30 protein-coding genes are annotated in these 20,315 nt (G+C 67.8%); 1 reads left to right on the top strand and 29 read right to left on the bottom strand.

Going from position 1 to position 20,315, the window contains the following annotated elements:
• Positions 1 to 422 precede the first annotated feature (422 nt).
• Together E9998_RS25140 and murQ are read right to left on the bottom strand one after the other, a co-directional pair.
• The gene (locus tag E9998_RS25140; protein WP_158299683.1) at positions 423 to 590 is read right to left on the bottom strand and encodes a hypothetical protein; all 168 of its coding nucleotides are present in this window, start codon (positions 588 to 590) and stop codon (positions 423 to 425) included.
• Positions 591 to 794: 204 nt separating this feature from the next.
• Positions 795 to 1,730, bottom strand: a complete 936-nt coding sequence (gene murQ / locus E9998_RS03975) for an N-acetylmuramic acid 6-phosphate etherase (RefSeq protein WP_240037489.1) — start codon at positions 1,728 to 1,730, stop codon at positions 795 to 797.
• A 102-nt stretch (positions 1,731 to 1,832) separates the two neighbouring features.
• Here murQ and E9998_RS03980 point away from each other — a divergent pair, with 102 nt between their 5' ends.
• Positions 1,833 to 2,714 carry a MurR/RpiR family transcriptional regulator gene (locus E9998_RS03980; protein WP_136528397.1) on the top strand — a complete coding sequence of 294 codons (882 nt, stop codon included), beginning with the start codon at positions 1,833 to 1,835 and terminating at the stop codon, positions 2,712 to 2,714.
• Between the two features lie 3 nt (positions 2,715 to 2,717).
• Here the strand turns inward: E9998_RS03980 and E9998_RS03985 are convergent, their stop codons facing one another.
• The 27 genes from E9998_RS03985 to E9998_RS04115 all read right to left on the bottom strand — a co-directional run bounded on the left by E9998_RS03985 (position 2,718) and on the right by E9998_RS04115 (position 20,301).
• Positions 2,718 to 3,134 carry a type II toxin-antitoxin system VapC family toxin gene (locus E9998_RS03985; RefSeq protein WP_136528398.1) on the bottom strand — a complete coding sequence of 139 codons (417 nt, stop codon included), beginning with the start codon at positions 3,132 to 3,134 and terminating at the stop codon, positions 2,718 to 2,720.
• Entirely contained in the window at positions 3,127 to 3,414 is a 288-nt protein-coding gene (locus E9998_RS03990; RefSeq protein ID WP_136528399.1) for an AbrB/MazE/SpoVT family DNA-binding domain-containing protein, read from the bottom strand. Before E9998_RS03990 ends, E9998_RS03985 begins: the two co-directional genes overlap by 8 nt.
• Before the next feature lie 87 nt (positions 3,415 to 3,501).
• Positions 3,502 to 4,278 carry a lysozyme gene (locus tag E9998_RS03995; RefSeq protein WP_136528400.1) on the bottom strand — a complete coding sequence of 259 codons (777 nt, stop codon included), beginning with the start codon at positions 4,276 to 4,278 and terminating at the stop codon, positions 3,502 to 3,504.
• Between the two features lie 137 nt (positions 4,279 to 4,415).
• The gene (locus E9998_RS04000) at positions 4,416 to 6,212 is read right to left on the bottom strand and encodes a glycoside hydrolase family 3 protein (protein WP_136528401.1); all 1,797 of its coding nucleotides are present in this window, start codon (positions 6,210 to 6,212) and stop codon (positions 4,416 to 4,418) included.
• A 144-nt stretch (positions 6,213 to 6,356) separates the two neighbouring features.
• Complete coding sequence (gene rplR / locus E9998_RS04005) at positions 6,357 to 6,752, bottom strand: 50S ribosomal protein L18 (RefSeq protein ID WP_136528402.1); 396 nt, start codon at positions 6,750 to 6,752, stop codon at positions 6,357 to 6,359.
• Positions 6,752 to 7,291 (bottom strand): 50S ribosomal protein L6, encoded by a 540-nt coding sequence (gene rplF / locus E9998_RS04010; RefSeq protein ID WP_136528403.1) that lies wholly within the window; start codon positions 7,289 to 7,291, stop codon positions 6,752 to 6,754. The genes rplR and rplF overlap by 1 nt, the downstream gene beginning before the upstream one ends.
• A 16-nt stretch (positions 7,292 to 7,307) precedes the next feature.
• A complete protein-coding gene (gene rpsH / locus E9998_RS04015) occupies positions 7,308 to 7,715 on the bottom strand; it encodes a 30S ribosomal protein S8 (RefSeq protein ID WP_136528404.1) in 408 nt (135 codons plus the stop codon).
• Between the two features lie 84 nt (positions 7,716 to 7,799).
• On the bottom strand, positions 7,800 to 7,985 hold the full coding sequence (locus E9998_RS04020; RefSeq protein WP_030155111.1) for a type Z 30S ribosomal protein S14: 186 nt from the start codon (positions 7,983 to 7,985) through the stop codon (positions 7,800 to 7,802).
• Positions 7,985 to 8,554 (bottom strand): 50S ribosomal protein L5, encoded by a 570-nt coding sequence (rplE, locus tag E9998_RS04025; RefSeq protein WP_136528405.1) that lies wholly within the window; start codon positions 8,552 to 8,554, stop codon positions 7,985 to 7,987. The genes E9998_RS04020 and rplE overlap by 1 nt, the downstream gene beginning before the upstream one ends.
• On the bottom strand, positions 8,554 to 8,868 hold the full coding sequence (gene rplX / locus E9998_RS04030; protein WP_136528406.1) for a 50S ribosomal protein L24: 315 nt from the start codon (positions 8,866 to 8,868) through the stop codon (positions 8,554 to 8,556). Before rplX ends, rplE begins: the two co-directional genes overlap by 1 nt.
• A 3-nt stretch (positions 8,869 to 8,871) precedes the next feature.
• The gene (rplN, locus tag E9998_RS04035; RefSeq protein ID WP_091039823.1) at positions 8,872 to 9,237 is read right to left on the bottom strand and encodes a 50S ribosomal protein L14; all 366 of its coding nucleotides are present in this window, start codon (positions 9,235 to 9,237) and stop codon (positions 8,872 to 8,874) included.
• Between the two features lie 12 nt (positions 9,238 to 9,249).
• Positions 9,250 to 9,519 carry a 30S ribosomal protein S17 gene (rpsQ, locus tag E9998_RS04040; RefSeq protein WP_136528407.1) on the bottom strand — a complete coding sequence of 90 codons (270 nt, stop codon included), beginning with the start codon at positions 9,517 to 9,519 and terminating at the stop codon, positions 9,250 to 9,252.
• Positions 9,516 to 9,749 carry a 50S ribosomal protein L29 gene (gene rpmC / locus E9998_RS04045; protein ID WP_136528408.1) on the bottom strand — a complete coding sequence of 78 codons (234 nt, stop codon included), beginning with the start codon at positions 9,747 to 9,749 and terminating at the stop codon, positions 9,516 to 9,518. Before rpmC ends, rpsQ begins: the two co-directional genes overlap by 4 nt.
• Positions 9,750 to 9,751: 2 nt before the next feature.
• Positions 9,752 to 10,177 (bottom strand): 50S ribosomal protein L16, encoded by a 426-nt coding sequence (gene rplP, locus E9998_RS04050; protein WP_136528409.1) that lies wholly within the window; start codon positions 10,175 to 10,177, stop codon positions 9,752 to 9,754.
• Positions 10,178 to 10,182: 5 nt separating this feature from the next.
• Entirely contained in the window at positions 10,183 to 10,989 is an 807-nt protein-coding gene (rpsC, locus tag E9998_RS04055; RefSeq protein WP_136528410.1) for a 30S ribosomal protein S3, read from the bottom strand.
• Positions 10,989 to 11,453, bottom strand: coding sequence for a 50S ribosomal protein L22 (gene rplV / locus E9998_RS04060; protein WP_136528411.1), 465 nt, complete (start codon positions 11,451 to 11,453; stop codon positions 10,989 to 10,991). Before rplV ends, rpsC begins: the two co-directional genes overlap by 1 nt.
• Before the next feature lie 36 nt (positions 11,454 to 11,489).
• Positions 11,490 to 11,771, bottom strand: a complete 282-nt coding sequence (gene rpsS, locus E9998_RS04065) for a 30S ribosomal protein S19 (protein WP_136528412.1) — start codon at positions 11,769 to 11,771, stop codon at positions 11,490 to 11,492.
• A 3-nt stretch (positions 11,772 to 11,774) separates the two neighbouring features.
• Entirely contained in the window at positions 11,775 to 12,617 is an 843-nt protein-coding gene (rplB, locus tag E9998_RS04070; protein WP_136528413.1) for a 50S ribosomal protein L2, read from the bottom strand.
• A gap of 23 nt (positions 12,618 to 12,640) precedes the next feature.
• On the bottom strand, positions 12,641 to 12,955 hold the full coding sequence (gene rplW / locus E9998_RS04075; protein WP_136528414.1) for a 50S ribosomal protein L23: 315 nt from the start codon (positions 12,953 to 12,955) through the stop codon (positions 12,641 to 12,643).
• Positions 12,952 to 13,602, bottom strand: a complete 651-nt coding sequence (gene rplD, locus E9998_RS04080; protein WP_136528415.1) for a 50S ribosomal protein L4 — start codon at positions 13,600 to 13,602, stop codon at positions 12,952 to 12,954. Before rplD ends, rplW begins: the two co-directional genes overlap by 4 nt.
• Positions 13,603 to 13,604: 2 nt before the next feature.
• Complete coding sequence (gene rplC / locus E9998_RS04085; protein ID WP_136528416.1) at positions 13,605 to 14,252, bottom strand: 50S ribosomal protein L3; 648 nt, start codon at positions 14,250 to 14,252, stop codon at positions 13,605 to 13,607.
• Between the two features lie 7 nt (positions 14,253 to 14,259).
• Positions 14,260 to 14,568, bottom strand: a complete 309-nt coding sequence (gene rpsJ, locus E9998_RS04090; protein WP_026922761.1) for a 30S ribosomal protein S10 — start codon at positions 14,566 to 14,568, stop codon at positions 14,260 to 14,262.
• Between the two features lie 426 nt (positions 14,569 to 14,994).
• A complete protein-coding gene (gene tuf, locus E9998_RS04095) occupies positions 14,995 to 16,188 on the bottom strand; it encodes an elongation factor Tu (protein ID WP_136528417.1) in 1,194 nt (397 codons plus the stop codon).
• Between the two features lie 127 nt (positions 16,189 to 16,315).
• Positions 16,316 to 18,421 (bottom strand): elongation factor G, encoded by a 2,106-nt coding sequence (fusA, locus tag E9998_RS04100; RefSeq protein ID WP_275669492.1) that lies wholly within the window; start codon positions 18,419 to 18,421, stop codon positions 16,316 to 16,318.
• Between the two features lie 15 nt (positions 18,422 to 18,436).
• A complete protein-coding gene (gene rpsG / locus E9998_RS04105) occupies positions 18,437 to 18,907 on the bottom strand; it encodes a 30S ribosomal protein S7 (protein WP_030155149.1) in 471 nt (156 codons plus the stop codon).
• A 2-nt stretch (positions 18,908 to 18,909) separates the two neighbouring features.
• Entirely contained in the window at positions 18,910 to 19,281 is a 372-nt protein-coding gene (gene rpsL / locus E9998_RS04110) for a 30S ribosomal protein S12 (protein ID WP_136528419.1), read from the bottom strand.
• 621 nt (positions 19,282 to 19,902) lie between these two features.
• Entirely contained in the window at positions 19,903 to 20,301 is a 399-nt protein-coding gene (locus E9998_RS04115; protein WP_136528420.1) for a hypothetical protein, read from the bottom strand.
• Positions 20,302 to 20,315: the final 14 nt, after the last annotated feature.

Here is a 20,315-nt window from a genome sequence, read left to right on the forward strand (position 1 = left end):
TCGCTCGCACTCACAAATCGAGAACCAATCGGCCGCGAATCAATGAAATGTGATGCTAGTCTCATTTTATGTCCTCCGATCTAGATCCCAGTAGTTTCATGCCGGGCAGCGAGGGCGAGGAAGCTCCTCCAGCCCGACACACCCGTGCCTCCCTCCGTAGCAAAACCGGACTCCTCCTCGCGGTCATCCCCATTACGCTGATCCTGGGTGTGCTCATCGGCTATCGAGCTTCCAGACCCAGCCAAACCGAGTTCGAGAATCTGCAATCGGAGAAGGCCTCGGCGCTCGATACTTCCGACTCCCTCCAAGAAGAGGTGGACCGCCTCGAAGACCGCATCGCCGACCTCAACGCACAGATCGACGACCTGAGGGCCGAGGTCGATCAGGTAGATGAGCGCGAAGCCGGGCTGGACCAACGCGAATCAGGACTCGACGCCCGCGAAGAGGAGCTTGCAGAGCTTCAGGCCGAGCTCGACGGACGCGAGCAGGAGCTCACCGAAACCGAGGACGAGATCGAGGCGAACACGATTCCCGGCGACGGCGTCTGGGTCGTCGGAGAAGAAGTCGCACCCGGCGTGTACAAGGCTCAAGGGTCCGGTTCCGCGTGCTACTGGGCGAGACTGGATTCCCTCGACACGTTTGACATCCTCAACAACCACTTCGGGTCCGCCAACGTCACCGTCGAGATCCAGGAGAGCGACACAGCTTTCGAGACATCGGGATGCGGATCCTGGATCAAGCAGTTACCCGGTCGGTCCAGGGCGCTGCGATTTGCAGCGCCCCGGACCGACCGGCTAGTCCGCGGCCCCGATCAAAGCGCCGGCCAGGCGACCTTCCGCCCGACGCAGCCGCGCCTCGGCATCCTTGACGCCGACACCCAACTCGAGCATCACCACGGCGGTCTTGATCCTGTTGCCCGAAGCGATCAGCGCAGCCTCGGCATCCTCTGGTCCAGCACCCGTGATGTCCCTGATCATCCGGACAGCTCGCGCTGCGAGTTTCGAATTCGCAACTCGCATGTCCACCATGTAGTTCCCGTAGACCTTGCCCAGGCGGACCATCGAGATCGTGGAGATCATGTTGAGTACGAACTTCTGCGCCGTGCCCGACTTGAGGCGGGTCGAGCCGGCCACGACCTCGGGGCCCACCGCGACCTCGATGGCGAACTCGGCCGCTTCCGACAGCGCCGCACCGGTGTTGCACGAGAGCCCCACGGTGAGGGCGCCCCGTCGGCGGGCCTCGTGGATCGCGGCGAGCACGAACGGAGTCCGGCCGCTCGCGGCGATGCCCACCACCGCGTCGTCGGGTCCGATGTCCTCGGCCGCCATCGCCGCCGCCCCCGCGTCGGCGTCGTCCTCGGTGCCCTCGACCGCGCCGCCCTCGGCGGCCCGGCCGCCCGCGAGGACGGCCTTGACCAGCTCGGGGTCGGTGGAGAACGTCGGTGGGCACTCGGCCGCGTCCATCACCGCCATCCGCCCGGCGGTCCCCGCGCCGACGTAGCGCAGCCGCCCGCCCCGCGCGAGGCGGGCGGCCACCGCGTCGATCGCGGCCGCCACCTCGGGGAGGACGGCGGCCACGGCGGCCGGTACGCTCGCGTCGGCCTCGTTCATGGTGCGGGCCAGGTCCAGGGTCGAGAGGTGCTCGATCCGGGCGTACCGCGGATCGGCCTGTTCGGTTGCCAGCATGGCCAGTTGGGCGCGCGCCCGCAGGCGCTCGGTCGACTCACTCACAGTTGCGAGCGTAGCGCAGTGGAGTAAACTTTCACTCGGGTCGTCTCAAGTGAAGAAACACACCGCACCTGCGCCGGGCCGCTCCGGGTGTACGGTGACGACATGCCTGCCAGCCGCACCGACACGCCCAACCTCATGGTCGTCATCAAATCGGTCCTGCCCTCGCTGTCGAAGGCCGAGACCAAGGTGGCCCAAGAGATCATCCGCGAGCCCGAGGCCGCCTCGACGCGCACCATCACCGAGCTCGCCCGCGCCGCGGGCACCTCGGAGGCCACCGTCGTGCGGTTCTGCCGCTCTTTGGGCCTCACCGGCCACCGTGAGCTGCGGATGCGCGCCGCCCAGGCCGTCATCGGCACCGGCGAGGGGCCCGACCGCGAAGTCGCCGGCGGCGACATCCCCACGGGCGCCGACATGTCGCGCATCATCGCCACGGTCAGCTACGCCGACCTCGGCGCGATCAGGGACACCGCCGAGGCCCTCGACACCGCCGCCTGCGAGGCCGCCGTCGCCGCGCTCGCCGCGGCCGGGCGCATCGACGCCTTCGGCGTGGAGGCCTCCGGGATCGTCGCCACCGACCTCGTCAAGAAGCTCCACCGGATCGGCCACACCGCCTTCGCCTGGCCCGACGTGCACGCCGCCCTCGTCGCGACCGGCCTCGCCGGGCCCAAGGACGTCGCCGTGGCCTTCTCCCACTCCGGCGCGACCACCGAGACCGTCGAGTTCCTGGAGTCCGCCGCCGACCGCGGCGCCACCACCATCGCCATCACCAACCACGCCCGGTCCCCGCTCGCCAAGGCCGCCGAACTCGTCCTCACCACCGCCGCCCGCGAGACCACCTTCCGCTCCGGCGCCACCGTCAGCCGCATCGCCCAGCTCATGGTCGTCGACTGCCTCTTCGTCGGCGTCGCCGCCAAACAGCGCCGCCGCTCCGCCAAAGCCCTCGCCGCCACCGCAGCAGCGGTATCCGGCCGCCAAAGAGCCTGAGACCTAGTCTGGGCCGACCACGTCGAGTTTCGGAAAGTACGTCTTGAATCGCGCAACATCCCTGGTCAGCAGCCGGTACCCGCGGACAGCGGCATGAGCCCCGATGTAGAAGTCGGCGATAGGTGAGCGCTTCATGCCGCCGCGCTTCTTGTAGATCGCGAACGCCTTGCCCGCCAAAAAGGCGGCTTCATAGGGTAGGGCCTCACGTTCGAACGACTCCACTGGAAGAAAATCCTCGACGTCCTCCACCGCCTTGAACCTCACCGACACCTCTGCATAGATCAGGGGATTGATGAGGACGATTCCTTCGACCAGAGCGGAGGTCAGAGCCTCCTGCGACCAGGATTTCCAGGTAGGGTCTTCGCCTGCGAGATCAAGCAGCACATTGGTGTCGACGAGGGTTCGGATGGACTCAATCATCACGAAGCATCGCCATGAGCTCGTCGGTCGTCTTGTCCATGTTGGCCGTGCCCGCCCCTAGCATTCGCTTGACGACTCGCTCGGCCCGTGACCTCGCATCCGTCAATGGCCGAAGCACGACCACGCCGTCCTCCTCGACGAACTCGAACTCGTCGCCGGCGCGCCAACCGTGCTCCGCCCGGATCTCGGCAGGCACGGTGACCTGCCCCTTGCTGTTCATCAGCATTCCCATCACTGTCACCTCATCAAGATACGTATCTGACAGGTCGCGTATCAGCATTCTAGCTCCGGCGGCGTGTCGGGCGCATCGTTCGGCACGAAGCCGAGGGCCGGGGCGGTCGGCCCCGGCCCTCGGTTCGCGTGGGTGCTAGGTGTTGTTCGCGAGGGCCAGGAGGCGGGTTCGCGAGCCGTTGAAGTAGTTGCGGTCGACGTTGCCGGAGATGCCGGCGACGGAGCCGGTGGAGGTGTACTGCCAGCAGGTCCAGGTGGTGCTGGACCAGCCGGCGGGGAGGGTCGGGGCCGAGACGCCCCAGTGGGCGACCCACAGGGGGCTCTTGGTCGCCATGCCCGTCCAGGAGCCGGTGCAGGAGTTCCACCAGGAGGCGGTCGTGTAGATGACGGGGTCGCGGCCGGTGCGGGACTTGTACGTGTTGTAGAAGTCGGTGATCCAGTTGCGCATCGCCGTGGTGCTCAGCCCGTAGCAGGCCGCGCCCGAGGGCGGGGCCTCGATGTCGAGGGCGCCCGGGAGGGTGAGGTTGTCGGCCGACCAGGCGCCGCCGTTGCTGGCGAAGTAGTTCGCCTGCACCGCACCGCTGGAGGCGTTCGGGCGGGCGAAGTGGTACGCGCCGCGGATGACGCCGGCCGCGTGGGCCGCCGGGTAGTTCGTGTTGAACCGCGGGTCCTTGTAGGAGGTGCCCTCGGTGGCCTTGATGTAGGCGAACTGGATGCCCGCGTTCTTGACGCTGGTCCAGTTGATGGCGCCCTGGTAGTGCGAGACGTCGATCCCGGCGAGGCGGGTCTGCGCCTGCGCCGGGCTCGCGACCGCCAGGCCCGTCGCCGTGAGGACGACGGCCAGGAGCGCCACGACCGCGGCGCGCAGGCCGAGTCGCGCGGGTCCGTTTCGATGGGTGGGGGGAAGGTTCATACGAGACTCCCTGCTTGTCAGGAGATCTGCCATTTGGGGGGAGGTGCCGGATATGGCAACCGAGACCCAGTATGAAGACAAACTCCAGAGCGAGTCAAGCGTGTGAAAATAACTTTCCGTTGCGGGGCGGTGAACTGCTATGGGTAGCGCAGCCCGTGGCCGATCGGGAACGCGACGGCGCCCGCGGCGTCGGGAACGTCGACCGGCAGCGTCCCGGTCGGCTCGACCTCGCCGGTGACCACCTTCGCCAAGGCCGCCAGGGAGGCCGCGGCGTAGGAGTAGGTCGCCAGGCTCGCGCCGACCTCGCCGAGGAACGCGGCGTCGTAGGGCGTGCCGACCGCGGCGCAGGCCACCGGCACGCCGGTCGCCACGAGGGCGGCGACCAGGTCCGCCTGCGGCGAGCCGTCCTTCACGTCGTGCGTGGCGACGACGACGAGGTCGCGCCCTTCGGCGGCGGCCGCGGCCGCGGTGATCGCCGCGGCGTCCGGCTCGTCGCCGGTGACGAGCGCTTCGGCCTGCAGGCCAAGGGAGGTGAACGCCTCGGCGAGGCGCGCAGTGGTGTTCTCGCCCCACCCGGTGACGAGGAGGTTCGCGGCGCCGGAGGGCAGCGTGCCGTCGTTGGCGAGCAGCGTGACCGAGCGTTCGGCGATGTCGGCGGCGACCGCGAGGTGGTCCTCGCTGCCGACGTCCCCGGTCTCGTCGGCGCGCGGCTCCTCCGCCCCGATGAGTCCGAGCCGGTACTTGAGGGCGAGCAGGCGGCCCGCGGAGGCGTCGATCCGCTCCTCGGTCAGCTCCCCGGAAGCGACCGCGGCGAGCACCGCCTCGTAGGCGAGCGTGAAGTCCGGCGGCATGAGCAGCAGGTCGGCCCCGGCGAGGAGGGCGAGCACCGGCACCCGGTCGTCCCCGTACTGCTCGCGGACCCCTTGCATCTCAAGGGAGTCGGTGATGATCACGCCTTCGAAGCCGAGCCGCTCGCGCAGGAGCCCGGTGAGGATCGGCTCCGAGAGCGTCGCGGGCAGCCCCGAGTCGTCGAGCGCCGGGAACTGGAGGTGCCCGGTCATGATCATGTCCGCCCCGGCCTCGATCGCCGCGGCGAAGGGCGGCAGGTCGACCCGCTCCCACTCCTCCTCGGAGTGCGTGATGACCGGCAGGCCCGCGTGGCTGTCGGTCCCGGTGTCGCCGTGGCCCGGGAAGTGCTTGGCGGACACCGCGATCCGCGCCGAACGGTAGCCCTCGACCTGCGCGGCCGTGAACTCGGCGACGCGATCGGGGTCGGAGCCGAAGGACCGCACCCCGATGACCGGGTTCGCGGGGTCGACGTTGACGTCGGCGTCCGGCGCGAAGTTCTGCGTCAGGCCCATCGCCCGCAGCTCGCCGCCGGCGATCGCGGCGGCCCGCTCGGCGAGTTCGAGGTCATCGGTGGCGCCCAGCGGCATCGCGCCGGGGAACTGCGTGGCGGCGCCGACGCGCACGACGGTGCCGTACTCCTGGTCGGTCGCGATGAGCATCGGGACCGCTGAGGCCTCCTGGAGGCCGCGCGAGAGCTCGGCGACCTGCCCGGCCTCGCCCAGGCCGTTCGCCCAGTCGAAGTAGATGATCCCGCCGGGCCCCTTGTCGCGCACGAACGCCGCTGGAGTCTCGGCGCCGAGCCGCTCCCGGTTCGAGGCCGCCGAGTCGGCGTCGTCGGCCTCGGCCGACTCCCCCGCCACGTAGACCATGAACAGCTGGGCGACCTTCTCCTCCAGCGACATCGCCGCGACGGCCTCGACCGCGTACCCGATGTCGGGGTCCTGGTCGGGAAGCAGGTCGCGCTCCGGTTCCTGCGGCGGGCCCGACGCCGCCTCGGCGATCAGCACCCCGCCCCCCACCACGGCGACGGCCCCCGCGACGGAGGAGACGAGCACGGTCTTGCGAGACAGCTTCGGAGCAGACACCGCCCCATCCTCACCCAGCCCAAAGCCGCGTTCGCACCCACCCCTGCCGCGATTGACGCGATTCACCCGAAACCCCCGCCGGGCAACCGAAAAGCCGGGGAGGAGCGATGCTCCTCCCCGGCCCTCATGCCGTACCGAACGGACCTAGAACTTCAGGCCGTTCTCGCGGGCGGCGTCGGCCAGGGCCGCGACGCGGCCGTGGTACTTGACACCGCCGCGGTCGAAGACGACGGCCTCGACGCCGGCGGCCTTGGCGCGCTCGGCGACGAGCTTCCCGACCTCCTTGGCCTTGTCCGTCTTCGTGCCCTCGAAGTCGCGCAGACCGGCCTCCACCGTCGACGCGGCGGCCAGCGTGTGGCCCTTCACGTCGTCGATGACCTGGGCCACGATGTGCTTCGACGAGCGGAAGATCGCCAGGCGCGGCTGAGCGGCCGAGCCGTTGATCTTCTTGCGGCCACGGAAGTGGCGCCGGTTCTTGCCGATCCGGCGGCGCTCGGAGGCCGACCCGGACGGGCGGCGCTGCTCCAGTTTGCTCGCCATTACTTACCTGCCTTCCCGGCCTTGCGGCGGATGCGCTCGTCGACGTACTTCACGCCCTTGCCCTTGTAGGGCTCCGGCGGACGCAGTCGGCGGATGTTCGCCGCGACCTGGCCGACCAGCTGCTTGTCGATGCCCTCGATGTGCAGCAGGGTCGGGCGCTCGACGGTGAACGTGATGCCCTCAGGCGCGTCGACCTGGATGGTGTGGGAGAAGCCGAGGCTCATCTCCACGCCCTTGCCCTTGGCCTGCGCCCGGTAACCGGTGCCGTTGATCTCGAGGGACTTCTTGTAGCCCTCCGAGACGCCGACGACCATGTTGTTGACGAGGCTGCGGGCCAGGCCGTGCAGGGCCCGGGACTTGCGCTCGTCGTTCGGGCGGGTCACCTCGAAGGACCCGTCCTCGTTCTTCTCGATGCCGATCGGCTGGGGCAGCTCAGTGCTGAGCTTGCCCTTGGGGCCCTTCACGGTCACCGTCGCACCGTCGATGTCGACGTCGACGCCGGAGGGCACCAGAATCGGCTGCTTCCCAATGCGGGACATGCTTAATACCCTCCTGCTACCAGACGTAGGCGATGACTTCGCCGCCCACGCCGCGCTTGCGAGCCTGGCGGTCGGTCAGCAGGCCCTGGGACGTGGACACGATGGCCACACCCAGGCCGCCGAGGACGCGCGGCAGCTCAGTGGACTTGGCGTAGACCCGCAGGCCCGGCTTGGAGACGCGGCGCAGGCCCGCAAGGGACCGCTCGCGACGCTCGCCGAACTTCAGGTCGATGACCAAGGTCTTGCCGACTTTGCCTTCTTCAGGCTCCTCGGAACGCCATTCGGCGATGTAGCCCTCCTGCTTGAGGACCTCCGCGATGGAGGCCTTCATCTTGGAGTGCGGCATCGACAGCGTGTCGTGGTAGGCCTGGTTGGCGTTCCGCAGACGAGTGAGCATGTCCGCGATCGGGTCGGTCATTGTCATTAGCGTTGTTTACCTTTCTCACCCCGGTTCCCCGCCTTGTGAAGACCGGCGGGGCCTGTGGCGATCGGAGCTATGGGCCTGGAGTTACCAGGAAGCCTTGTGGACGCCCGGGAGTTCACCCGCGTGGGCCATGTCGCGCACGCAGACGCGGCACAGGCCGAACTTGCGGTAGACGGCCTTGGGCCGGCCGCACTTCTGGCAGCGGGTGTAGGCGCGCACGGCGAACTTCGGCTTCCGCTTGGCCTTCGCGATGAGGGCTTTCTTCGCCATTAGTCGTTCTCCTTGAACGGGAAGCCGAGCAGCTTCAGGAACGCCCGGCCTTCGTCGTCGGTCTTCGCGGTGGTCACCAGCGTGATGTCCATACCGCGAACCCGGTCGATCTTGTCCTGGTCGATCTCGGGGAACACGCTCTGCTCGGTGAGACCGAAGGTGTAGTTCCCGTTGCCGTCGAACTGCTGGTCCGAGAGCCCGCGGAAGTCGCGGATGCGCGGCAGCGCGATCGCCAGGAGGCGGTCGAGGAACTCCCACATGCGGTCGCCGCGGAGGGTCACCTTCGCACCGATCGCCTGGCCCTCGCGCAGCTTGAACTGCGCGATCGACTTCTTCGCCCGGCGGACGAGAGGCTTCTGACCGGTGATCGTGGTCAGGTCCTCCAGCGCACCGTTGATGAGCTTCGAGTCGCGAGCGGCCTCGCCGACACCCATGTTGACCACGATCTTCGTCAGACCGGGGATCTGGTGGATGTTGACGTACTTGAACTGCTCCTGCAGCGCGGGCCTGATGTCGGACCGGTAGGTCTCCTTCAGACGCGGCTGGATCTTCTCTGCAACGTCGGTCATTACAGGTCCTTACCCGTCCGCTTCGAAACGCGGACCTTGCGGCCGTCATCGCCGAACCGGTAGCCCACGCGGGTGGGCTGGTTGTCGGCGTCGAGCACCTGCACGTTGGACACGTGGATCGCGGACTCCTGCACGACGATGCCGCCGGTCTTGGAGCCGCGGGCGGTCTGCCCGGCCTTGGTGTGCTTGGTGATGCGGTTGACGCCCTCGACGAGCACGCGCTCGCGGTCGGGGTACGACTCCAGCACCAGTCCTTCGGCGCCCTTGTCCTTGCCCGCGATGACGCGGACTCGGTCGCCCTTCTTGATCTTCATCTCTTACAGCACCTCCGGTGCGAGGGAGATGATCTTCATGAACTGCTTGTCGCGCAGCTCGCGGGCGACCGGCCCGAAGATACGGGTCCCTCGCGGTTCGCCGTCCTTGACGAGGACGGCGGCGTTCTCGTCGAACTTGATGTACGTGCCGTCGGGGCGGCGAGTTTCCTTCACCGTCCGCACGATGACGGCCTTGACGACGTCGCCCTTCTTCACCCCGGCACCCGGGGTGGCGTCCTTGACGGAGGCAACGATCGTGTCGCCGATACCGGCGTAGCGTCGGCCGGAGCCGCCGAGCACCCGGATGCACAGGATCTCCCGCGCACCGGTGTTGTCGGCGACCTTGAGCCGCGACTCTTGCTGAATCACGTCCCGGTCCCCCTACTTCGCCTTCTCGAGGATCTCGACGATGCGCCAACGCTTGGACTTCGACAGGGGACGGGTCTCCATGATGGAGACGCGGTCACCGATGCCGGCCTCGTTGGCCTCGTCGTGAGCCTTGTACTTCTTGTTGGACTTGACGACCTTGCCGTACAGCGGGTGCTTCTTGCGGTCCTCGACCTCGACGACAGCGGTCTTGTCCATCTTGTCGCCGACGACCAGGCCTTCGAGCACCTTGCGCCGACCGCGAGTCTGAGTTTCCTCGCTCACTTCTCAACCTCCTCGGGCGCGGCGCTGAGTCCCAGCCGGCGCTCGTTCATCACGGTGTAGATCCGCGCGATCTCCTTGCGGACCAGACCGAGCTCGTGGTTGTTCTCCAGCTGGCCGGTGGCGTTCCGGACCCGCAGGTTGAACAGTTCTTCCTTCTTCTCCACGAGCTTCGCCTGGAGTTCCTTGTCGCTGAGCTCGCGCAGCTCACCGGTGTCGATACCAGTAGCCATGACTACTCACCTGCCCCTTCACGAGAGACGATGCGGCACTTCATCGGGAGCTTGTGGATCGCCCGCTGGAGCGCCTCGTGGGCGATCTCCTCGGTCGGGTACGACAGCTCGAACATGACGCGGCCGGGCTTGACGTTGGCGACCCAGAACTCGGGCGAACCCTTACCGGAACCCTGACGGGTCTCGGCGGGCTTCTTCGTGATCGCACGGTCCGGGAAGATCGTGATCCAGACCTTGCCGCCACGCTTGATGTGGCGGGTCATGGCGATACGAGCGGACTCGATCTGCCGGTTGGTCACGTAGCTGTGCTCCAGCGCCTGGATGCCGTACTCGCCGAAGGAGACCTTCGTGCCGCGAGTGGCCTTGCCCTTGCGCTTCGGAGCGTGAGGCTTCCGGTAACCGCGCGGCGGTTTCCGTGGCATGAGCATGTCGCTTAGCCCTCCTGCTTCTCAGTCTCAGCGGGCGCCGCAACAGCGGCTTCGGCAGGCTGAGCAGCGGGACGGCCGCCGCGGCCGCGTCCACCGCGGGCCGCACCGGCACCGCCGCGGCCGCCACGGCCACCGCGGTCGCCGCCGGCGTCACGACGACGCTGCACCTGCTCGGCCTGCTCCTTGAGCGTGGCCTCGCCCTTGTAGATCCACACCTTCACGCCGATGCGGCCGAAGGTGGTGGCGGCCTCGAACAGGCCGTAGTCGATGTTCGCGCGGAGCGTGTGCAGCGGGACCTGGCCCTCGCGGTACTGCTCCGAACGGCTCATCTCCGCGCCGCCGAGGCGGCCCGAGCACTGCACCTTGATGCCCTTCACGGTCGGGTTGCGCATGGCCGACTGGATGGCCTTGCGCATCGCGCGACGGAAGTTGACACGGCTGGACAGCTGCTCGGCGACGCCCTGGGCGACGAGCTGCGCATCGATGTCGGGGTTCTTGACCTCGATGATGTTCAGCTGGACCTGCTTGCCGGTCAGCTTCTCCAGGTTGCCGCGCAGACGATCGGCCTCGGCGCCCTTGCGGCCGATGACGATGCCCGGACGGGCGGTGTGGATGTCGACGCGGACCCGCTCGCGGGTGCGCTCGATCTCGACCTTGCTGATGCCGGCGCGCTCAAGGCCCTTGGTCATGAGCTGGCGGATCTTGACGTCCTCGCCGATGTACTCGGCGTACTCCTTGTCGGCGTACCAACGCGAGGTCCAGTCGGCGCTGATGCCGAGGCGGTACCCGTGCGGGTGGATTTTCTGACCCATTAGGCGGTCTCCTCCTTCTCAGCGTTCTCGTTGGACTTCGCGTCGGCCTCGACCGGCTTCGGGGCCGCCTTGGGGCGGCGCACCGACGGGGCGGACGACTGCTTCGCCTGGACCGACTCGACCACCACGGTGATGTGGCTGGTGCGCTTGTTGATCCGGTAGGCGCGGCCGTGGGCGCGCGGGCGGTACCTGCGCATCGTCGGGCCCTCGTCGACCTTGATCTCGGACACCAGAAGCGATTCCGGGTCCAGACCGAGGTTGTTCTCGGCGTTCGCCTGAGCCGACGCGATGACCTTGTAGACGATCTCGGCCGCGCTGTAGGGCGCGAACTCGAGGGTCGTCAGGGCCTCGTCCACGGGCAGACCACGCACGAGGTCGACGACGCGGCGCGCCTTGCGAGGTGCTACGCGGACGTACCGCGCCACCGCGCGCGCCTTCGGAGCCTCCTGCTCCACTGTTGCCATCGTTCTAATCCTTCGTTCGTTCTCAAAGCCCGTGGCCTAGCGGCGACGGCTCTTGCGGTCGTCCTTGTCGTGCCCGCGGAAGGTGCGGGTCGGGGCGAACTCGCCGAGCTTGTGCCCGACCATGTTCTCCGTGACGTAGACAGGGACGTGCTTGCGGCCGTCGTGGACCCCGAAGGTCAGCCCGATGAAGTCGGGCGTGATCGTGGAGCGACGCGACCACGTCTTGATGACGTTCTTGCTCTTGGTCTCGAGCGCCGCGTCCACCTTCTTCTGGAGGTGGTCGTCGACGAACGGGCCCTTCTTGAGACTGCGGCTCATGGGTTACTTCCCCCGCTTCCGGCTGGCGTTGCGACGACGGACGATGAGCCGGTCGTTCGGGTGGTTCTTCTTCCGGGTGCGACCCTCGGGCTTGCCCTGCGGGTTCACCGGGTGACGACCACCGGACGTGCGGCCCTCGCCACCACCGTGTGGGTGGTCGACCGGGTTCATGACGACACCGCGGACGGTCGGGCGCCAGCCCTTCCAGCGCATGCGGCCGGCCTTGCCCCAGTTGATGTTGCCCTGCTCGGCGTTGCCGACCTCGCCGATGGAGGCGCGGCAGTTGACCAGGACCAGCCGGATCTCGCCGGAGGGCATGCGCAGGTGCGCGTACTTGCCTTCACGGGCGAGCAGCTGGATCGAGGCGCCCGCGGAGCGGCCCAGAGCGGCGCCGCCGCCGGGCTTGAGCTCCACCGCGTGGACCGTCGTACCGACCGGGATGTGACGCAGCTCCAGCGAGTTGCCGGGCTTGATGTCGGCCTCCGGGCCGTTCTCGATCAGGTCACCCTGCTTGATCCCCTTGGGGGCCAGGATGTACCGCTTCTCGCCGTCCGCGTAGTGCAGGAGCGCGATGTTCGCGGTGCGGTTCGGGTCGTACTCGATGTGCGCGACCTTCGCCGGCACGCCGTCCTTGTCGTGGCGACGGAAGTCGATCACGCGGTAACGGCGCTTGTGGCCGCCGCCGCGGTGACGGGTCGAGATCTTGCCGGAGTTGTTGCGGCCGCCGGTCTTGGTCAGCGGGCGAACCAGCGACTTCTCCGGGGTCGAACGGGTGATCTCGGCGAAGTCGGAGACGCTGGAGCCGCGACGGCCGGGCGTCGTCGGCTTGTACTTGCGAATAGCCATATCGGTTAACTCTCCCTGCGTCCCTAAGAGATCTGTCCGCCGAAGATCTCACCGAGACGACCGGGGTCGCCCTCGACGGTGACGATCGCGTGCTTGACGCTCTTACGCTGGCCCCAACCGGTGCGGGTGCGCTTGCGCTTGCCCGAGCGGTTCAGGGTGTTGACGCTCTTGACGTCCACGTTGAAGATCTGCTTGACGGCGATCTTGATGTGGCTCTTGTTGGCGCGCGGGTCGACCTCGAAGGTGTACTTGCCCTCACCGAGGAGGGTGTAGGTCTTCTCCGAGATGACCGGCTTGATGATGATGTCGCGCGGGTCGGCGACGGTCACTTCGCTCACGCCGCGACCTCCTGCTCAGTCCGGTCAGCGATGAACGCCTCGATGGCGGCCTCGCTGAACACGATGTCCTCGTTGTTGAGCACGTCGTAGGTGTTCACCTGGCCCCAGTCGAGGAGGTGGACCTCGGGCAGGTTCCGCAGGCTCAGGGCCGCGGTCTGCTCGTCGCGCGTGAGGACCACCAGGACCTTGGAGGACTCGGTGATCGCGGCCAGGGCGGCCTGCGCGGTCTTCAGCTTGGGCGCGTCGCCCTCGATGAAGGCGTCGATGACGTGCACGTTCTCGCCGCGCACCCGGTCGGTGAGGGCACCCGCGAGAGCGGCGGCCTTCATCTTCTTGGGCGTGCGCTCGGCGAACGACCGCGGCTTGGGGCCGTGGACGACGCCGCCGCCGGCGAACTGCGGGGCGCGGATCGAACCCTGGCGGGCGCGGCCGGTGCCCTTCTGCCGGTACGGCTTCTTGCCACCGCCGCGGACTTCGCCGCGGGTCTTGGTGTTGGCCGAGCCCGAGCGGGCGGCGGCCAGCTGCGCCGTGACGACCTGGTGCATGAGCGGGATGTTCGGCTCGACGTCGAAGATCGACGCGGGGAGCGCGATGGTCTTGCCCGTGGCCTCGCCGGAGGCGTTCTTGACGTTGATTTCAAGGCTCATGATTAAGCCACCTGCTTCACTGCCGTGCGGACGAGCACCAGGCCGTTCTTCGGACCCGGGACGGCGCCCACGATGAGCAGCAGACCGCGCTCGGCGTCGACCGCCTGGATGCGCAGGTTCTGCGTGGTGTGACGGGCGTGGCCCATACGGCCGGCCATGCGCATGCCCTTGAACACGCGGCCCGGCGTGGCGCAGCCGCCGATGGAGCCGGGGGCGCGGTGGACCTTGTGCGCGCCGTGGCTGGCGGGGAGACCGCCGAAGCCGTGGCGCTTCATGACGCCGGCGAAGCCCTTGCCCTTGGTGGTGCCGGTGACGTCCACGATCTGGCCGGTCTCGAAGATCGTCGCTTCGACGGTCTGGCCGAGGTCGTAGTCGGCGGCGTCCGAGGTGCGCAGTTCGACGAGGTGGCGACGCGGAGCGACGCCGGCCTTCTCGAAGTGGCCCTGGAGCGGCTTGGTGACGTTCTTGAGTTTGATGTCGCCGAAGCCCAGCTGGACGGCCGCGTAGCCGTCGACGTCGGGCTTGCGAACCTGAGTGACCACGTTCGGGCCGGCCTGCACCACAGTGACGGGAACGGCGCGGCCGTTCTCGTCCCAAACCTGGGTCATGCCGAGCTTGGTGCCCAGGATTCCCTTGATCTGCCTGTCCATTGGTCCCCTACAGCTTGATCTCGATGTCGACACCGGCCGGGAGGTCAAGGCGCATCAACGAGTCGACCGTCTTCGGGGTCGGGTCGAGGATGTCGATGAGGCGCTTGTGCGTGCGCATCTCGAAGTGCTCGCGCGAGTCCTTGTACTTGTGCGGCGACCGGATCACGCAGAAGCGATTGATCTCGGTCGGCAGCGGCACCGGCCCGGAGATGGCAGCACCGGTACGGGTGACCGTCTCCACGATCTTGCGGGCCGAGGAGTCCACGACCTCGTGGTCGTAGGCTTTCAGCCTGATGCGGATCTTCTGTCCCGCCATGATTCCTAACCTAACGTAAATTGGCTGTTCAGACCGCTCCACGCGGTCGGGCGTGTCGCGAGTGCGAGACTGGCCGGGGCACAGCTGTGCCCTCTGCTGATCTCTTGAGCTCGCCCGCCTGCCCGTCGTGAACGGTCCCTCTCAGCGCAGTCAAGTGCCTACTGGGGCCCGCGGGCCGGGCGTGAGCACCGGCGCGGATGCAGTGCACGGCACTGCTCGCGTCGGAGCGTACGCAACCTGAATATTATGCCCGGTCCCCCGTAGCGCCAGCAAGCTGGGGTCGGGGAACAGTGGGACAGGTTACGCGTGTACGGCTGCCCTCGCGCCTCCGCCGCCCGCGGGCGGCGATCGCCGGTCACCGGGTGACAGGCGTGGGGCGCAAGTGCACCGGGGCGGCCCACGAATGGGCCGCCCCGGTGCGCGGTCTTACTTGAGGACCTCGATGACGCGGCCCGAGCCGACGGTGCGCCCGCCCTCGCGGATGGCGAAGAGGAGACCCTCGTCCATCGCGATGGGCTGGATGAGCTCCACCTTCATGTCGGTGTTGTCGCCGGGCATGACCATCTCGGTGCCCTCGGGGAGGGTGACGACGCCGGTCACGTCGGTGGTCCGGAAGTAGAACTGCGGACGGTAGTTGTTGAAGAACGGCGTGTGACGCCCGCCCTCGTCCTTGGACAGGATGTAGACCTGCGCCATGAAGTCGGTGTGCGGGGTCGTGGTCTTCGGCTTCACGACGACCATGCCGCGCTCGACCTCTTCGCGCTTGGTGCCGCGGAGCAGGAGCCCCACGTTCTCACCGGCGCGCGCGTCGTCGAGGGTCTTGCGGAACATCTCGATGGCGGTCACCTTGGTGGAGATGGCGCCCTCGCGGATGCCGACGATCTCGACCTCCTCGTTGGGGAGGAGCACGCCGCGCTCGACGCGACCGGTGACCACGGTGCCGCGGCCGGTGATGGTGAAGACGTCCTCGATCGGCATGAGGAACGGCTTGTCCATCTCGCGCTCGGGCTCGGGGACCGAGTCGTCGACGGCCTGCATGAGCTCGGCGACCGCGTCGACCCACTTCTGCTCGCCTTCGAGGGCGCCCAGAGCGGAGACCTGCACGACCGGGGCGTCGTCGCCCGGGAAGTTCTGGTCGGACAGCAGCTCGCGGACCTCCATCTCGACGAGCTCGAGGATCTCCTCGTCGTCGACCATGTCGGACTTGTTCAGCGCCACGACGATGTACGGGACACCGACCTGGCGGGCGAGCAGGACGTGCTCGCGGGTCTGCGGCATGGGGCCGTCGGCGGCCGACACGACCAGGATCGCGCCGTCCATCTGGGCCGCGCCGGTGATCATGTTCTTGATGTAGTCGGCGTGGCCGGGGCAGTCGACGTGGGCGTAGTGCCGGGCCTCGGTCTGGTACTCGACGTGCGAGATCGAGATCGTGATGCCGCGCTGCTTCTCCTCAGGCGCGTTGTCGATCTCGTCGAACGGCGTGTACGGGTTGATGTCCGGGTACTTGTCGTGCAGCACCTTGGTGATCGCCGCGGTGAGCGTGGTCTTGCCGTGGTCGACGTGACCGAGCGTGCCGATGTTCACGTGCGGCTTGTTGCGCTCGAACTTTTCCTTAGCCACTTCGTCCTCCTGTGGACTGGTTAAATCTGGTTTGACTTATCTGACCTATTGCGTCGCTTCGGTGCAGCAGCGCCTTGCAGGCAACAGGTGGTGGCGGGGGGCGCCCAGGCTTGGACGCCCGAACCGCCTACTCGCCTGTCGCCTTGGCGATGATTTCCTTGGCGACGTTCGCCGGGACTTCGGCGTAGGTGTCGAACTGCATCGAGTAGTTCGCACGCCCGGCAGTCTTGGACCGGAGGTCGCCGACGTAGCCGAACATCTCCGACAGCGGCACGACGGCCTTGACGGTGCGGTCGTTGCCCCGCTCGCCCATCTCCTGGACCATGCCGCGACGGGAGTTGATGTCGCCGATGACGTCGCCCATGTTGTCCTCGGGGCAGATGACCTCGACGGACATCATGGGTTCGAGGATCACCGGACGAGCCCGCTTCGCGGCCTCCTTCAGCGCCATGCGGCCCGCGATCTTGAAGGCCATCTCCGAGGAGTCGACCTCGTGGTACTGACCGTCGATGAGCTCCATCTTGACGCCCACCAGCGGGAAGCCCGCCAGGACGCCGTCGGGCATCGCGGACTCCGCGCCGGCCTTGACCGACGGGATGTACTCGCGCGGGATGCGGCCGCCGGTGATCTTGTCGTCGAAGGCGAAGACCTGGTCCTCGTTCGACTTCATCTCCAGCGGTTCGAGGTTGACGAGCACGCGCGCGAACTGACCGGAACCGCCGGTCTGCTTCTTGTGCAGGTACTCGACCTTCTCGACCCGCTGCGTGATCGTCTCGCGGTAGGCCACCTGCGGCTTGCCGATGTTGGCCTCGACGTTGAACTCCCGCTTCATGCGGTCGACCAGGATGTCGAGGTGCAGCTCGCCCATGCCGGAGATGATCGTCTGGCCGGAGTCCTCGTCGGTCTTGACCCGGAAGGTCGGGTCCTCCTCCGCGAGGCGCTGGATGGCGGTCGCCAGCTTGTCCTGGTCGGCCTTCGACTTCGGCTCGATGGCCACGTCGATGACCGGCTCGGGGAAGATCATCGATTCGAGGATGACCTGCTGGTTCGAGTCGCTCAGCGTGTCACCGGTGGTGGTGGCCTTGAGGCCCTGCACCGCGATGATGTCGCCGGCCTGCGCCTCGCCGCGCTCCTCGCGCTTGTTGGCGTGCATCTGGTAGATCTTGCCGACGCGCTCCTTGCGGCCCTTGGTCGAGTTGATGACCTGGGTGCCGGTGGTGACCGTGCCCGAGTAGATCCGGACGTAGGTCAGGCGGCCGAGGTGCTTGTCGGTCTGGATCTTGAAGGCCAGACCGGCGAAGGGCTCCTCGACGTCCGCGTGACGCTCGGCGGGGGTCTCGTTGTCGGTGAGGGTCCCCTGGATCGCCGGGATGTCGAGCGGGCTCGGCAGGTAGTCCACGACCGCGTCGAGCAGGGGCTGGACGCCCTTGTTCTTGAACGCGGTGCCGCAGAGCACCGGGTTGATCTCGTTGGCGATGGTCGCCTTGCGGATCGCGGCCTTGACGTCGGCCACCGAGAGGTCCTCGCCCTCGAGGAAGCGCTCGGCGAACTCGTCGTCGACGTCGGAGAGGGTCTCCATGAGCTTCTCGCGGTACTCGGCGGCCTGGTCGGCCAGTTCCGCGGGGATCTCCTCGACCGTGTACTCCTCGCCGAGGCCGGTCTCGCCGCGCCACACCTTGGCGTGCATCTCGACCAGGTCGACGACGCCGATGAAGTCGGCCTCGTTCCCGATCGGGAGCTGGATCACCGCGGTGTTGGAGTTGAGGCGGTCCTGCATCATCTCGACGCAGCGGAAGAAGTTCGCGCCGGTGCGGTCGAGCTTGTTGACGAAGCACATGCGCGGGACGCTGTACTTGTTCGCCTGACGCCAGACGTTCTCGGTCTGCGGCTCCACGCCGGCCACGCCGTCGTAGACGGCGATCGCGGAGTCGAGCACGCGCAGCGAACGCTCCACCTCGACGGTGAAGTCGACGTGGCCGGGCGTGTCGATGATCTGGATGGTGTTGTCGCCCCAGGTGCACTTGGTGGCGGCGGAGGTGATGGTGATACCCCGCTCCTGCTCCTGCTCCATCCAGTCCATCGTGGCGGCGCCGTCGTGGACCTCACCGATCTTGTGCGACACGCCCGTGTAGTACAGGATGCGCTCGGTGGTGGTGGTCTTACCGGCGTCGATGTGGGCCATGATGCCGATGTTCCGGAGCTTGGCGAGCTCCGCGTTGGCCTTGTTAGCCACGATGTCTCCTTCTCACTACCAGCGGTAGTGCGCGAACGCCTTGTTGGAATCGGCCATCTTGTGCGTGTCCTCGCGCTTCTTGACCGCGGCGCCGAGACCGTTCGAGGCGTCGAGGATCTCGTTCGTGAGGCGCTCGACCATGCTCTTCTCGCGGCGGTCGCGGGAGTACCCGACGAGCCAGCGGAGGCCGAGGGTGGTGGCGCGCTGCGGGCGCACGTCGACCGGGACCTGGTAGGTCGCGCCGCCGACGCGGCGGGAGCGGACCTCGAGGGTCGGCTTGACGTTGTCGAGCGCGCGCTTGAGGATCACCACGGGGTCCGAGTCGGCCTTCTTGCGGCAGTTCTCGAGGGCTTCGTAGACGATGCGCTCGGCGAGGCGGCGCTTGCCGTCCTTGAGGACCTTGTTGATCAGCTGGGTCACGAGGACCGAGTTGTAGACCGGGTCGGCGGTAAGCGGCCGGCGCGGTGCGGGACCTTTACGCGGCATGCCTACTTCTCCTTCTTCGCGCCGTAGCGGCTACGGGCCTGCTTGCGGTCGCGGACACCCTGGGTGTCGAGCGCGCCGCGGATGATCTTGTAGCGGACACCGGGCAGGTCGCGGACACGACCGCCGCGCACGAGCACGATGGAGTGCTCCTGCAGGTTGTGGCCCACACCGGGGATGTAGGCGGTGACCTCGGTGCCGTTCATGAGGCGCACGCGGGCGACCTTGCGCATGGCCGAGTTCGGCTTCTTGGGCGTGGTGGTGTACACGCGCGTGCACACGCCGCGCGCCTGCGGGCTGCCCTTCAGCGCGGGCGTCTTGGTTTTGCTGGTCTTGACCTTGCGGCCGTTCCGGACCAGCTGCTGGATGGTTGGCACTGAGGCGAACCCCTCTCAACATCTCGACGGTTGCGTATTCCTGACTCGACGGCGTCACCTGTTCCCCCACGCTCGTCCGCCAGGCCTGTGAAGGCCCGGCTCAGCAGCCTGGGATCCCGTCCCCCGCGTTCGGGCGTGTCGCGTCTCTCCGGACCCATACCGGCCGCACCGGCAGACCGAGGTCCGCCGTTCAGGCTGGTTCAGACGCGTTCGTGTTGCGATCCCCTGTGCAGGAACCCCGGCCAACGAGCCGGTCCACGAAGCCCCCAGTGCGAGGGATGCGTGCCGGTGACGCCAGTCGGCGGAACGGATTCCGCCACCTTGCAGGCACGCAACCTGGCCTGGCTCTCACGGGGACCGAGCTGCCGGAGTTGACAGGGCCACCATGCCGCTCAAAGCGGTGTCCAGGCGCAAGGGAGAAGCCTACCTAGCCTAACGAACGAGGTCAAAGCCGATTTCGCCCCGCACGGCATCCGTGTTGAGGGTCACCGATGGCGGGATGATCCGGTCACCGCTCGCGGGCGACGCCCGAGAACGCGCTGACCTGTTCGTTCGGTGCGGTAGACACACCGTGGACTATGTTAGCTCGCGGGACGCGGCCCTCCGGAGGGGGATGCCCCGTCAGAGGCCCTGTTCACCGAGGGTTCCCCGCACCGTCACCGCCGGCCCCGCCACGTCGCCCTCGTACGCCGGCCGCCCCGCCTCCCGGGCGAGGTCGAGCACCCACACCAGCAGCGCCGCCAGGACCACCCCGGTCGCGACCAGCAGCGCCGCCCGCGCCAGCCGCCGCACCACAGGCAACTGCGAGGCGCCCAGCAGGAACCCCTCGGAATCGCGGATGTCGGCCTCGGCCTGCCGCGCGAGCATCAGCGCGATCAGCGCCGGAATCGCACCGCCCACGAACGGCGACAACGCGACCGCGACCCCCGCCAGCAGCTTCGCCGCCACCAGCTTCGTCGACTCCACCGGCTCCGGATCATCCGGATGCCGAACCCCGCCCGACCGCTGCGCCTCAATCACCCGCCCATCCTATT

Source organism: Glycomyces paridis (assembly GCF_004912155.1).
Taxonomy (GTDB): domain Bacteria; phylum Actinomycetota; class Actinomycetes; order Mycobacteriales; family Micromonosporaceae; genus Glycomyces; species Glycomyces paridis.